This window comes from Bartonella sp. Raccoon60, assembly GCF_002022585.1.
In the GTDB taxonomy this organism is placed as follows: Bacteria; Pseudomonadota; Alphaproteobacteria; order Rhizobiales; family Rhizobiaceae; genus Bartonella; species Bartonella rochalimae.
Genome location: NZ_CP019786.1, coordinates 571,073 through 584,532 on the forward strand (window position 1 = coordinate 571,073; position 13,460 = coordinate 584,532).

The window sequence follows — 13,460 nt, forward strand, 5'->3', positions numbered from 1 at the left end:
ATTTAATTTTTACTGTTAGATCCCATTTTTAGTATTCTATTCAATTAAATAATTGGATATTTTAGAACTGCAAGCTTATTATTTTCTTGTTTGAAAAGAGTATAATAACATTACGTAATATAAGTTTTAGAATGTAATTTGTTTGTCATTTATTTTTTTGAAGATAGGATTTTATTATTACAAAAATAAAGATATAGACTGAACTTTTGCTGTATTTACAGTTTTTGAAATTAAATTTAAAAGATTTTGTCTATAAGATTTGCTGTGTTACCTTCTATTACCTTAATTTCTAATATTAGGACATGTTTATGACCAAGCAAGCAAATGATCTGCGGAAGTGTTTTTTTAATGATAGTTTACAAGTTACTGATTCTGTGGTTTTTGATGCAATCAGTGGTGAGCTTGGACGGCAGCGCCATGAGATTGAATTGATCGCCTCAGAAAATATTGTTTCAAGGGCAGTTCTTGAAGCTCAGGGATCAATTTTAACCAATAAGTATGCAGAAGGTTATCCAGGAAAGCGTTATTATGGTGGTTGTCATTTTGTTGATTTAGTTGAAGAATTAGCAATTGAGCGAGCAAAAAAGCTTTTTGGTGCAGCTTTTGTAAATGTGCAGCCTAATTCTGGTAGCCAAATGAATCAGGCTGTATTTTTAGCTCTGCTCCAGCCTGGTGATACATTTATGGGGCTGGATTTGAATTCTGGTGGCCATCTCACCCATGGTTCATCTGTTAATATGTCAGGCAAATGGTTTAATGTTGTTTCTTATGGTGTTCGTCAAGAAGATCAACTTCTGGATATGGAGGAAATAGAGCGTTTAGCAAAAAAGCATAAACCAAAGCTTATTTTAGCAGGTGGCACAGCCTATTCGCGCTTATGGAATTGGAAATTGTTCCGTGAAATTGCAGATGAAATTGGAGCGTATTTGATGGTTGATATGGCTCATATTGCGGGTTTAGTTGCTGGAAATGCTCATCCTTCACCTGTACCATATGCTCATGTTGTCACTACAACAACGCATAAATCGTTGCGTGGTCCCCGTGGTGGTATGATATTGACAAATGATGAAGCCTTAGCCAAAAAAATTAACATGGCAGTTTTTCCAGGTCTTCAAGGTGGCCCTTTAATGCATGTTATTGCAGCTAAGGCTGTTGCGTTGGGAGAGGCTTTGCAACCTGCTTTTAAAGACTATATTGCTAATGTAGTTATTAATGCTAAAACTTTAGCAGAAAGCTCAAAAAATAATGGTTTTAATATTGTTTCTGGTGGTACAGATAATCATTTATTTTTAGTCGATTTGCGTTCTAAAAATATAACAGGAAAGAGTGCAGAACAAGCTTTGGGCCGTGCTAATATTATTTGCAACAAAAATAGTATTCCCTTTGATCCCGAGAAACCATCAATAACTTCAGGGATTCGTTTGGGTACACCTGCTGCAACAACACGTGGTTTTTCAGAACGTGAGTTTACTCAGATTGGAAATTTTATTGCAGAGGTTCTTGATAATCTTAGCTTGGCACGAAATGATGGAGAGAATACTTCAGTTGAAAGAGCTGTCAAAAAGAAGGTACATGATATGACAAGTGAATTTCCTCTTTATTCTTATTTAAGTTCTTGTTGAGGTATAAAAAAGATGCGGTGCCCTTATTGCCAATGTGAAAATACACAGGTTAAGGATTCACGTCCTACGGAAGAGGCAACAGTTATCCGTCGTCGGCGTGTATGTTCCGTTTGTGGTGGTCGTTTTACAACTTTTGAACGTGTCCAGCTACGTGAGCTTTTTGTTCTCAAAAAAAGTGGTCGGTGTGAGTTGTTCGATCGTGATAAATTAATGCGGTCGGTTAATCTAGCAATACGTAAACGTGATATTGATTCTGAGCATATTGAACAGGCAATTTCCGGTATCGTGCGACAGCTTGAGAGTTTAGGAGAACCTGAGATTTCTTCAGAAAAAATTGGTCATCTTGTACTGGAATCTTTAAAAGGTATTGATGATATCGCTTATATTCGTTTCGCTTCTGTATATCGTGATTTCCGTAACGCAAGTGATTTTCATAATGTGATAGATGAATTATCAAAAGACGCAACAGATATAGAATCTGGTTTTGATGAATAAAGCAGAACAAGATAAGCGATTTATGGCTGCTGCTATTCGTTTAGCAGAACGTCATATTGGTCTTACGGGTGAAAATCCTTCTGTCGGTGCGTTAATTGTACAAAATAAAGGGGCAGGTGCGTCTATTATTGGTTATGGCGTAACTGCTATTCAGGGGAGACCTCATGCTGAAGTGCAAGCTTTACTTATGGCAGGCCCTTTGGCTTGTGGCGCGACTGCTTACGTTACTTTAGAGCCATGTTCACACTATGGAGAAACTTCACCATGTGTTAATGCACTTATTAATTCAGGTATTACTCGAGTTGTCATTGCTCTTTCTGATCCGGATCAGCGAGTTTATGGTTGTGGTATTGCTCTCTTACGCGCAGCAGGTATTGAAGTTGTTGAAGGGGTTTTAGCTGAAGAGGCTTTTGAAACATTAAGTGCTTATTTATGTGTAAAGAAGTTGCAGCGCTGTGAAGTTACTTTGAAAATGGCTATTTCTGCAGATAATGGCATAGGCAAAAAAGGGCAAGGGAGTGTAAGGGTTAGTGGAGAAATTTCTCGTACACAAACTCATATTTTGCGTGCCCAAAATAATGTTATTATGGTTGGTATTGGCACTATATTAGCAGATGATCCACAATTAGATTGTCGTTTGCCAGGACTTGAAATGCGTTCACCTATACGTGTTATTTTGGATAAAGATTTACGCATTCCTCTTGATGCAAAAGTCGTTCAAACAGCAGCGAATATCCCTACATGGGTTATTTGTAGTACAGGTTCTTTGAAAAAAAGAAAAAAAATAGCTTTAGAACAATGTGGTATAACCATATGTTCAGTGGATACTAACAATAATTTGTTATCACCTTTTGCTATTTTACAGTTACTTTATCAGCGTAAAATCAATAGTGTTTTACTTGAGGGAGGAGCAAAGACAGGAAAAATATTTTTAGATGCCGGTTGTGTAGATTGTTTAATATGTTTTTATGCGCCGATTATTTTAGGGAAAGATCGAATTAAGGCTCCTCATTTTCAATCTTATCTTTCAGAATTTAATAAAGTTGAAATGAGAATGTTGGGGAATGATCGTTTGTATAAATGGAGACGTAAGATATTATGTTCACAGGGATCGTAACGGATGTTGGTTGCATTGAAGATATTCAACTTTTAAAACAGGGAATGCGTTTAAATATTTCTACTCATTATGATGTGGAGAGTTTAGAAATAGGTGCATCAATTGCATGTTCAGGTATTTGTTTAACAATTGTTGAACGCGCATTAAAACCTACAGATTCTCATTGGTTTATTGTTGAAGCATGGGAAGAGGCATTGCGTTTAACTAATCTTGCACAATGGACAAAAGGAACTCTTATTAATTTAGAGCGCTCACTACGACTTGGTGACGAAATGGGAGGACATTTAGTTTTTGGCCATATCGATGGCCTGGCTGAGATTATTGAGAAAAAAAATGAAGGTGGTGCAACTCGTTTTCGTTTGCAGGTTCCAATGCAATTAGCTTCATTTATTGCAGAAAAAGGTTCTATTGCACTTAACGGAACATCATTGACTGTTAATTATGTTGAAAATAATATTTTTGATGTTCTTATTATTCGTCATACACTTGAAATGACAACTTGGGGGCAAGCTGATGTTGGAGATCAGGTGAACTTGGAAGTTGATCAATTGGCTCGTTATGTAGCTAGACTTTCAGATTTTAAAATGAATAAGTCGTAAAATTGTTTTGTTTTTTTAAAAACTTGAGATTACAATAATTTCAAGTTCCTTTGTTTTTCTGATAGGAGCCACATGACAAGAAATAGGCATAAAAAGTTGCGTGTTTTAATTGTTGAAGCGCGTTTTTATGATGAAATTTCCGATTCTCTTCTTGCGGGTGCGGTGAGTGTTTTGCAAAAAGCTGAAGTGAGTTATGATATCATAACAGTTCCTGGCGCATTAGAAATTCCTTATGCAATAACTCTAGCTGAAAAAAATAATGAAATATACTACGATGGTTATATAGCGCTTGGTTGTGTTATTCGGGGAGAAACATATCATTTTGAAATCGTAGCTGATAATTCTTGTCGCGCATTGATGGATTTAACCGTTTATCAACAATTAGCTATTGGCAATGGAATTTTGACTGTTGAAAATGAATTACAAGCATGGGAACGTGTAAGAAATGATGAAAAAAATAAAGGTGGTTTTGCTGCTAAAGCCGCTTTATGTATGATTGCTCTAAAGAAAAAATTTGGAGATAATCATTAAATATGGATGATGTAAAAGGCAAGGACTCTCTACGCTTAGCTAATAAACGAGGGGCAGCAAGACTCGCTGCTGTACAAGCGCTTTATCAAATGGATATGGTTGGCATTGGTGCTATGGAAGTAATAGCTGAATATAAGGCTTATCGTTTAGGAAAAGATATTGACGGTAACCAATATCTTGATGCTGATTTTCAATGGTTTCGCTCTATTATTGTTGGAGTTGTAAGAGATCAAAAGCAACTTGATCCTATGCTTCATCAACAACTTTCTGAAGAATGGGCGCTTTCACGTCTTGATTCTACATTACGAGCAATTTTGCGTGCGGGTTTATGGGAATTAATCAACCGCAAAGGTGTGCCTATTGCTGTCATTCTGAATGAATATATTGATATAGCTAAGGCTTTCTTTGACAATGATGAACCAAGGCTTGTAAACGCAGTCCTTGACAGTATAGCAAAGGAAATGTGCCAATAAACTTGTCAAAAAATCCCGATATTATCGGGATTTTAATTGAACATTAAAAACTAGCGGTTAATAACTGGATCATCAGTAGGGTCTGGAGCACCCTTGATAAGTTGAATTAAAAATGGTTGATCATTACCACCAGTTGGTGTTGTTTGTGTGATAAAATCAAAAATTTTCCCATCTTGTAAACCGTAGTTAGCTATTTTTGTAACTTGACGATCTTTGTTAAAGTAGATTGCCAAAACTTTGCGATCAGTAATTTTGGTTTTCATAAATTGCATTTTTCGGTATCGAGTTTGTGAAATATAATAGAAAACTTCATTATTATATTGCGTTTTCAGAGAAGGAGATCCTAAAGCTAAAAGAACTTGCTCTTGACTTGAGCCAATAGAGATAGAATCAAGAGCATTTTGATCAAGAATATAACCTTCTTTATATATTTGGCTTGAATTAAGGGAATTATATATTTGACTTGAGTTTAAATAACTAAGTGGATTGCAACCTGCTATTCCTATTATACTTACTATTGAGAGGCTCATCAGTAATTTGCGTTTAGTGTTTACTGTGTGGGGTATTTGAAACAATGATATCTCCATTTTACACTTAGTAATATATGATGAAAAGGTGATCTCAAGTCTTTCTTAAATTTTTGATTTAATGATTATTCACCATATCTTACGATAGCTTTTCTTGATTATAATGCCATATAGAGTTTCTTTAGAAAAGAAAAAAATTCATAAAATATAATCTGGTCAAACAGAAGGTGCAGTATAATATATTCTTTTTTATATTTTGGAGTCGCTAATGACTATTTCAAATATTTCTCAAATGGAATTTGCTTTAACTTATCCAGTATCAGTGCGCTCATTACCTACAAAAGGAATAAAAGTTCATATTTGTGCAGATCAGCAGGAATGTGCATCTTTAGCTAAGAATCACGGTTTAGTTGATGTAAAATTTTTTGAGGGAGAATTTTGTATTTTACCATGGAAAAAACGTGGAGTACGTGTAAAAGGTTTATTACAAGCACATATAATACAATCGTGCGTTATTACATTAGAGCCGCTGGAAGATATTATTCGTGAAAATATTAACATTGTTTTTGTTCCTGAAGACTCGAATTTAGTTAAGCCTAAAATATCAGAGGGTACGGGTGAATTATTTTTAGATGTGGAAGGATCAGATATACCAGAAGTGTTTTGTGGAGATAAAATTGATATTGGTGCAGTTATGGAAGAATTTTTAGAATTATCAATTAATCAATATCCACGTAAAAAAGGCGTTAATCTAGATACGATCAAAAATTTAGAAAAAATTAAACAAAATTCGTCACCATTTTTTGTTTTAAAAGAGTGGAAGTGATTGTAAACATATAAATTATCTGTTGTATACTTGTATAAAAACAGTATCTTCTGGAAAGAAATTGTAGCGATGATTTTTATAATTGTTTAATAGCAAACCGTCGCAATTTAAATTTAAAGATATAGGGTAAGCAAGCGTGATTAAAATTGCTGTGGATGTAATGGGTGGTGATTATGGTCCAGAAATTACTCTTGCAGGAGCTGCAATTGCTCAGAAATATTTGCCAAATATTCATTTTTTGTTTTATGGGATAGATAAAGTTGTTGAACCGATTTTAAAAAAATACCCTCATTTGGTTGCTGTGTCCTGTTTTTATCCTACGGAAGGTTATACGCGTATGGATGAAAAACCTAGCCAAGCACTTCGTAATGGGCGTGGGAAATCATCAATGTGGCATGCGATTGAGTCCGTAAAAAATGGCAAAGCTGATGCTTGCGTTTCCGCTGGTAATACTGGTGCTCTCATGGCAATGTCTTATTTTTGTTTAAAAATGATGGCAGAAGCTGAACGTCCTGGTATTGCTGGTATTTGGCCAACTCTTCGTAGTGAAAGTATTGTTTTGGACATTGGCGCAACAATTGGAGCATCTGCTAGTCAATTGGTTGATTTAGCAGTTATGGGTGCTGGAATGTTCCGTGCTTTATATCATATTGAAAAGCCAAGCGTTGGTTTATTAAATGTGGGGGTTGAAGAAGTCAAAGGCTTGGATGCAATAAAAAAAGCGGGGATGATGTTACGTAAAGTACAATTAGATAGCTTAGAATATAAGGGATTTGTTGAAGGAAATGATATTGGAAAAGGAATCGTTGATGTTGTTGTCACTGAGGGATTTTCCGGTAATATTGCTTTAAAAGTTGCAGAAGGAACTGCTCGGCAGATGGCTGAAACCTTAAATATTGCTATGCGTAGTTCTATTTTTTCATATATTGGGTATTTTTTATCACGAAGTGCTTTTCGTAAATTAAAACATAAAATGAATCCATATAGGGTTAATGGTGGTGTCCTTTTAGGTTTAAATGGTGTTGTTATCAAAAGCCATGGTGGTGCTAATGCTAACGGTTTCGCTTCTGCTATTCGTGTTGGTTATGAAATGGTAAGTAATGGGATCTTAAAAGAAATAGCTACAGATTTACGCCTCTTTCATGAAAGCAAAGAATTATTTTTAGGTAATGAAGATGAAGCTGGGACAAATATGGAGGTAGTATGATAGATATTTGCAGTATAGAGGAGAAGGTTAAGGCAACATGATTCGATCAGTTCTGTGTAGTGTGGGAAGTGCCTTACCAAAAAAAAACGTATCGAATGATGAGATTACAAAGTTGGTTGAAACATCTGATTCGTGGATTGTTCAACGCACAGGAATTCATCAACGTTATATTGCTGATAGTAATGAAACTACTGTTTCTTTAGGAGTACAAGCTGCACAAGACGCTTTGAAAAATGCTGGTATGACGGTGAAGGATATTGATTGTATTATTTTAGCAACTTCAACACCTAACCGTACTTTTCCTGCTTCTGCTGTTGAAATTCAGCATGCTTTGGGAATGAAACATGGCTTTGCTTTTGATATTCAAGCTGTTTGTTCTGGTTTTATTTTTGCATTGGTAACGGGAGATGCTTATTTGCGCTGTGGAGTAGCAAAAAGGATTTTGGTGATTGGATCTGACACATTTTCTCGAATTTTAGATTGGCAAGATCGTACAACATGTGTTTTATTTGGCGATGGTTCAGGTGCAGCTATTTTAGAAGCGCAAGAATTTGAAGGCACTTCCGCTGATTCTGGTATATTATCGGCTAAATTGCGTTCTGATGGTGAATATGCAGATAAGTTGTATGTTGATGGTGGCCCTTCAACAACACAAACAACAGGTTATTTACGCATGGATGGACGGGAAGTTTTTAAACATGCAGTTAGTATGATAACTGATGTAGTTGATGATTGTTTTGCAGCAGTTGGGATGAAACCTTCTCAATTAGATTGGTTTGTACCTCATCAAGCTAATAGACGTATTATTGAAGCATCAGCTAAAAAGCTAGGAATCACCAAAGATCAGATTGTTATTACTATTGATCAGCATGGTAATACATCTGCAGGATCGGTACCGTTAGCTTTAGCGACTGCTGTTCAAGATGGAAGGATTAAAAAAGGAGATCTTATTATGCTAGAGGCTATGGGTGGAGGTTTTACATGGGGAGCAATTCTTATCCGCTGGTAAGCTATAGCAGCTTGACGATATTTAAATAAAACGTATAAATTTCTTCGTAATTTTTAATATTTAATAGGTGAATAATGACAAGTAAGACAGTAACACGTGCAGATTTGGCTGGCGCGGTTTGCAGAAAAGTAGGCTTGTCACATACTGAATCAGCCGATTTAGTTGAGTTAGTCTTGGATGAAATATGCAATTCACTCGTCAGAGGTGAAATGGTTAAATTATCTTCTTTTGCAACTTTTCAAGTTCGTGATAAAAGTGAACGAGTTGGACGCAATCCAAAAACAGGCGTTGAAGCATCGATTCCACCACGGCGTGTGGTAACATTCAAGGCTGCAAATGTGCTCAAGAAAAGAATTTTGGATACGCATCGCGCAAAGAAAAAATAATTTTATATTAATAGACAATATTAAGATGTTTGTTCTTTGTTAAAGAGTTTTACATTTATTAGACTCTTTTCTCTTATATTTTAAGCGAAGAGTTTCTTATTGGAGAGATTTTATATTGTGATTAGTCTCAGTATGAAGTTGATCAGTAACTGTAAAATATTGATATAATTTTAGGTGAGGTATTATAAAATGGATAAAAGCCCCGATGCTTTTCGCACAATTAGTGAAGTAGCTGATTTATTGGGGATTCCACAGCATGTATTAAGATTCTGGGAAACAAGGTTTCCTCAGATTAAACCATTGAAGCGTGGGGGGAGGCGTCGTTATTATCGCCCTAATGATATCGATTTGCTCAATGGTATAAAACAATTACTTTACGGACAAGGTTATACTATAAAAGGTGTGCAACGTATTTTAAAAGAGAAGGGGGCTTCTTTTGTTGTTGACCTTGGCAAAGGTGATCTTAATGCTATGAATATTTTAATAGAAAAAAAATGTGCAGAACAAGAATCTGAATCTGTGCCAGCTAAGCCAAAAAAAATAGCATTTGGGCTTTTGGGTTTTATGAAGAATGAGGGAGAAGCTACTTTGGGGACTATAAATAATTACCGAGATAAAACTGATAAAGCCTTATTACAGGAAGTGCTCTTTGAGTTAATTGAGTGCAAACGTATTCTTGACAAAGCTCGATAATAACAACCTATTATATAGTATTTTTATTTTATGATATTAAGCGTTGATTAACAACGTAAATCTGGTGGTGTTGCTTCATCTAGCAATTGCGCAAATACTTTTTCTACAGGTAAAAAGGTTTGCTCTATACTTCCTAAACGGCGCATATTAACACTATTTGTTTGAGCTTCCTGTTTGCCACATACCAAAATTACAGGAACTTTTTGTAAAGAGTGTTCGCGTATTTTGTAGTTAATTTTCTCGTTGCGGGAATCTAGTTTTGCTAAAAGACCAAGAGCTTTGAGTTTTTTTGTTATTTTTTTTGCATATTCATTCGCATCGGACGTAATCGTCGCCACAACAATCTGTTGAGGTGCAAGCCAGAATGGTATGTGACCAGCAAAGTTCTCAATTAATATACCTAGAAAACGCTCCATTGAACCAAAAATAGCTCGGTGGATCATAACAGGTTGGCGTTTTTCTGAATCCTTATCAATGTAAAATGCTCCAAAGCGTTCAGGTAGATTAAAATCTACTTGTGTCGTTCCACATTGCCACTCGCGGCCAATAGCATCTGTTAGTGTATATTCAAATTTGGGTCCATAAAATGCACCTTCACCAGGAAGAATGCTTATTTTAACACATCCTGAAGATTTTTCTTCAATAGTTTTAAGAACAGATGTCATGATATTTTCAGCATGGTCCCATAATTCATCTGAGCCAACACGTTTTTCTGGTCGCGTTGAGAGCTTAAGACTGATTTCTTTAAAACCAAAATCTGCGTAGGTTGATAAAATCAAATCATTGATACTAAGGCATTCATCAGCTAATTGTTCTTCAGTACAAAAAATATGTGCATCATCTTGTGTAAAGCTACGTACTCGCATAAGTCCATGTAAAGAACCTGAAGGCTCGTAACGATGAACAAGGCCAAATTCAGCTAGTCTAACGGGTAAATCACGATAGGATTTTAAACCGTGTTTAAAGATCTGTACATGGCCGGGACAATTCATTGGTTTTAGAGCGTAAGTATATTCATCATTCCAGTCATCGGCAGCTGGAATTGTTTTAAACATATTTTCTTTATACCATCCCCAGTGACCTGATATTTCCCAGAGTGACTTATCAAGAACTTGTGGTGCCTGAACTTCAGCATATTTATGATTGTCGAGACGACGACGCATGTAACTGATCAAATTTTGGAACATTTTCCAACCTTTTGGGTGCCAAAAAATCATTCCTGGGCTTTCTTCCTGAAAGTGGAATAAATCCATTTCTCGTCCTAAACGGCGATGATCCCGTTTTTCGGCTTCTTCTAGCATATGAAGATAGGCTTTTAAGTCATTTTCATTAGTAAATGCTGTACCATAAATTCTCGTTAACATAGGATTATTGGCATCACCACGCCAATAAGCGCCTGCAACTTTCATCAATTTAAATGCATTACCAATTTGGCCAGTAGATTGCATATGGGGGCCACGGCAAAGATCAAACCAGTCGCCCTGATAATAGACTTTCAAATCTTGATCATCAGGGATAGCATCAATAAGCTCGACTTTATAGAGTTCATTTTTTTCAGAAAAGATCTTTTTAGCTTTTTCACGAGACCAAATTTCTTTTCTAAAAGGTTTATTGCGTTGAATAATTTCACGCATTTTTTTTTCAATAGTAATCAGATCATCTAATGTAAAAGGTTGTTTACGTGCAAAATCATAATAAAAACCATTTTCAATAACAGGGCCGATTGTCACTTGTGTTTCCGGAAAAAGCTCTTGTACTGCTTCAGCTAAAACATGCGCGCAATCGTGGCGTATTAATTCAAGAGCGCGTGGATCATCGCGGGTGATGATTTCTACTTGTCCAGATTGTTCTAATGGGTCTGAAAGATCTCTAATAACTCCATTAAGACTATAAGCAACTGCTTTTTTTGCAAGAGACTTAGAAATAGATTCAGCTAATTCTAAACCAGTTGTTTCTGTTTGGTAATCGCGCTTTGAGCCATCAGGAAAAGAAAGAGAAATAGAGCGAGACATAAAGAACCCTTTTAATCCAATTCTGCTAACGAATGCAGATGGTTTCGTGAACATTTAGCAATAATCAATTAAAGCTAATAAGCTGATTCATCAATTCTTTTTTATGCATTATGCGTTAAAAAAGAAAGAATTATTTATTACGTTTAATAGAAATTTTCCAATAGTACCAAGGCTTGTAGGAATTTTCAATAGAGGTTGGTACTGGATCAAAGCCAGTTGTTCCAAAAGGACAACAACGTATAAGACGAAAAAGTCCCATCCATGCGCCTGCCCATAAACCATGGCGCGCAATTGCTTCGTAGGTATATTCTGAACAGGTTGGTCTGTGACGACAATGAATACCTATAAAGCTAGATAGAGTTATTTGGTAAAAACGTATGAGTCCAATACCAAGTAATCGTCCAGGTGTTTTCTGCCAAGGTCCTGTATAGTTTCTTGTGTGTTTTTTATTTGTTTTGACGTGTTGTTTAGCCATTCATTTTTTCTTCAATTTGTTTAATACAATCTATAACTGCATCAAAAGTAAGCATTACCGATGCATGACGTGTTTGATAGTTTTTAATAGGTTTTAAACAGGCAAATTCCTCAAATGGAGGTGAAGGGGGAGAGCCATCCTTTATTAACATATGCTGAATAATTTCATATAATATTTTAAGATCTTGCGTTTTTTGACCAATGATATGATTTGCGAGAATAGAAGATGAAGCTTGTCCAAGTACACATGCGCATATCTCATGAGAAAAATCTATGATGGTGCTATTTTCTACTTTTAGGTCTACGGTAACAGTCGATCCACAAAAGCGTGCATATTTTTTTGATGTTGCATCTGGATTGTTAAGGCGACCAATTCTGCTTATATGTGCAGCATGTTCAAGTATTTTATTACTATATATGTTGTCAATCATAAGTTATTATCTGACTTTCAAGAGTTATTGCTATTTAAACTTTTAATTCATTTATATAAAGATTATAAAAATGCATATGTACATATATATGTCTTACTACGTAATAAGTTGGAGTTTTTAAATGTGTGATATCATAAAAGGAGGAGCAACTAATTCATTTTTCTCTGAGCAAAAAAAGCCTAGTGTTGAAGAAGTGGAAATGGCAATTCACACATTACTGTTATGGATAGGAGAAAATCCAAATCGAGAAGGGCTATTAGATACTCCAAGTCGTGTTGCTAAAGCATATCGTGAGCTTTTTAGTGGTTATAACGAATCAGTTAAAGAAATTTTGGCTACAGTTTTTGAAGAAGTCTCAGGATATAGTGAACCAGTTATATTGAAGAATATCTCTTTTTATTCACATTGTGAACACCATATGCTTCCAATTATTGGTAAAGCTCATGTTGCTTATCTTCCTGATAAAAAAGTTGTTGGGCTTTCAAAAATTGCGCGTATTGTAGATGTTTTTTCTCGTCGTTTACAAACACAAGAAACCATGACAGCTCAAATAGTTGATGCTTTAAAGACACATCTAAAGCCTCGTGGTATTGCTGTAGTGATTGAGGCTGAACATATGTGCATGGGTATGAGAGGAATACGAAAGCAAGGTGCTACGACTATTACAACAAGTTTTCATGGGTATTATCAAACTAATCAAATGGCACAAGATAGTTTTATGTCATTGATACGCTAGGTAATATAGAAAATATGCATTTTAAGGATTTGCATTGTTAAATTGAAGTAGTGTAAAATAAATTACGGTGATATAAAAATAAACTTGTACCCTATTGTATGATTTGTTAAATGCGAAGACTGATGTATTTTCTTCTGTCGTGTGCGGTCGTGGCGGAATTGGTAGACGCGCAGCGTTGAGGTCGCTGTGGGGCAACTCGTGGAAGTTCGAGTCTTCTCGACCGCACCATTTATATCTTTTATGATTGGTATTTAAAGTAAGATAAAAGCTGTAATAGTAGGCATTCAATGCTTGTTTGCACATTTTAAAAATGTTTTATATA

At 35.6% G+C, this 13,460-nt stretch carries 16 protein-coding genes and 1 tRNA gene; 13 read left to right on the forward strand and 4 right to left on the reverse strand.

Annotated elements, in window-relative coordinates; translation table 11 throughout:
- Window positions 1-308: 308 nt before the first annotated feature.
- From glyA to nusB, 6 genes are all read left to right on the forward strand, one after another.
- The gene (gene glyA / locus Bra60_RS02510; RefSeq protein ID WP_078688503.1) at window positions 309-1,622 is read left to right on the forward strand and encodes a serine hydroxymethyltransferase; all 1,314 of its coding nucleotides are present in this window, start codon (window positions 309-311) and stop codon (window positions 1,620-1,622) included.
- Window positions 1,623-1,634: 12 nt separating this feature from the next.
- Window positions 1,635-2,117: a transcriptional regulator NrdR gene (gene nrdR, locus Bra60_RS02515; protein WP_035005941.1), complete on the forward strand. Its 483-nt coding sequence runs from the start codon at window positions 1,635-1,637 to the stop codon at window positions 2,115-2,117.
- The gene (gene ribD, locus Bra60_RS02520) at window positions 2,110-3,234 is read left to right on the forward strand and encodes a bifunctional diaminohydroxyphosphoribosylaminopyrimidine deaminase/5-amino-6-(5-phosphoribosylamino)uracil reductase RibD (RefSeq protein WP_078688504.1); all 1,125 of its coding nucleotides are present in this window, start codon (window positions 2,110-2,112) and stop codon (window positions 3,232-3,234) included. The genes nrdR and ribD overlap by 8 nt, the downstream gene beginning before the upstream one ends.
- A complete protein-coding gene (locus tag Bra60_RS02525; protein WP_078688505.1) occupies window positions 3,216-3,833 on the forward strand; it encodes a riboflavin synthase in 618 nt (205 codons plus the stop codon). Before ribD ends, Bra60_RS02525 begins: the two co-directional genes overlap by 19 nt.
- Window positions 3,834-3,905: 72 nt before the next feature.
- Window positions 3,906-4,364: a 6,7-dimethyl-8-ribityllumazine synthase gene (locus tag Bra60_RS02530; protein ID WP_078698044.1), complete on the forward strand. Its 459-nt coding sequence runs from the start codon at window positions 3,906-3,908 to the stop codon at window positions 4,362-4,364.
- A gap of 2 nt (window positions 4,365-4,366) precedes the next feature.
- Window positions 4,367-4,837 (forward strand): transcription antitermination factor NusB, encoded by a 471-nt coding sequence (gene nusB, locus Bra60_RS02535; RefSeq protein WP_078673710.1) that lies wholly within the window; start codon window positions 4,367-4,369, stop codon window positions 4,835-4,837.
- A 50-nt stretch (window positions 4,838-4,887) separates the two neighbouring features.
- Here nusB and Bra60_RS02540 read toward each other — a convergent pair whose 3' ends face one another.
- Entirely contained in the window at window positions 4,888-5,403 is a 516-nt protein-coding gene (locus Bra60_RS02540) for an outer membrane protein assembly factor BamE (protein WP_078689036.1), read from the reverse strand.
- A gap of 229 nt (window positions 5,404-5,632) precedes the next feature.
- Between Bra60_RS02540 and Bra60_RS02545 the strand changes: the two genes are divergently transcribed.
- The 5 genes from Bra60_RS02545 (at window position 5,633) to Bra60_RS02565 (ending at window position 9,485) form a co-directional block, all read left to right on the forward strand.
- Complete coding sequence (locus Bra60_RS02545; protein WP_078688506.1) at window positions 5,633-6,190, forward strand: YceD family protein; 558 nt, start codon at window positions 5,633-5,635, stop codon at window positions 6,188-6,190.
- Window positions 6,191-6,326: 136 nt separating this feature from the next.
- Window positions 6,327-7,397, forward strand: coding sequence for a phosphate acyltransferase PlsX (gene plsX, locus Bra60_RS02550; RefSeq protein WP_078688507.1), 1,071 nt, complete (start codon window positions 6,327-6,329; stop codon window positions 7,395-7,397).
- Window positions 7,398-7,434: 37 nt separating this feature from the next.
- A complete protein-coding gene (locus Bra60_RS02555; RefSeq protein WP_078688508.1) occupies window positions 7,435-8,406 on the forward strand; it encodes a beta-ketoacyl-ACP synthase III in 972 nt (323 codons plus the stop codon).
- 74 nt (window positions 8,407-8,480) lie between these two features.
- Window positions 8,481-8,792: an integration host factor subunit alpha gene (locus Bra60_RS02560; protein ID WP_035005927.1), complete on the forward strand. Its 312-nt coding sequence runs from the start codon at window positions 8,481-8,483 to the stop codon at window positions 8,790-8,792.
- Window positions 8,793-8,981: 189 nt separating this feature from the next.
- Window positions 8,982-9,485, forward strand: a complete 504-nt coding sequence (locus tag Bra60_RS02565) for a MerR family transcriptional regulator (RefSeq protein ID WP_078688509.1) — start codon at window positions 8,982-8,984, stop codon at window positions 9,483-9,485.
- 47 nt (window positions 9,486-9,532) lie between these two features.
- On the opposite strand, the gene thrS is transcribed toward Bra60_RS02565, so the two are convergent.
- From thrS to Bra60_RS02580, 3 genes are all read right to left on the reverse strand, one after another.
- A complete protein-coding gene (thrS, locus tag Bra60_RS02570) occupies window positions 9,533-11,497 on the reverse strand; it encodes a threonine--tRNA ligase (protein WP_078688510.1) in 1,965 nt (654 codons plus the stop codon).
- Window positions 11,498-11,627: 130 nt separating this feature from the next.
- Complete coding sequence (yidD, locus tag Bra60_RS02575) at window positions 11,628-11,972, reverse strand: membrane protein insertion efficiency factor YidD (protein ID WP_035005923.1); 345 nt, start codon at window positions 11,970-11,972, stop codon at window positions 11,628-11,630.
- On the reverse strand, window positions 11,965-12,402 hold the full coding sequence (locus Bra60_RS02580; RefSeq protein ID WP_078688511.1) for an iron-sulfur cluster assembly scaffold protein: 438 nt from the start codon (window positions 12,400-12,402) through the stop codon (window positions 11,965-11,967). The genes yidD and Bra60_RS02580 overlap by 8 nt, the downstream gene beginning before the upstream one ends.
- 121 nt (window positions 12,403-12,523) lie before the next feature.
- On the opposite strand from Bra60_RS02580, the gene folE reads away from it, so the two are divergent.
- Window positions 12,524-13,138: a GTP cyclohydrolase I FolE gene (gene folE / locus Bra60_RS02585; RefSeq protein ID WP_035005920.1), complete on the forward strand. Its 615-nt coding sequence runs from the start codon at window positions 12,524-12,526 to the stop codon at window positions 13,136-13,138.
- 143 nt (window positions 13,139-13,281) lie between these two features.
- Window positions 13,282-13,366, forward strand: a tRNA-Leu gene (locus Bra60_RS02590).
- Window positions 13,367-13,460: the final 94 nt, after the last annotated feature.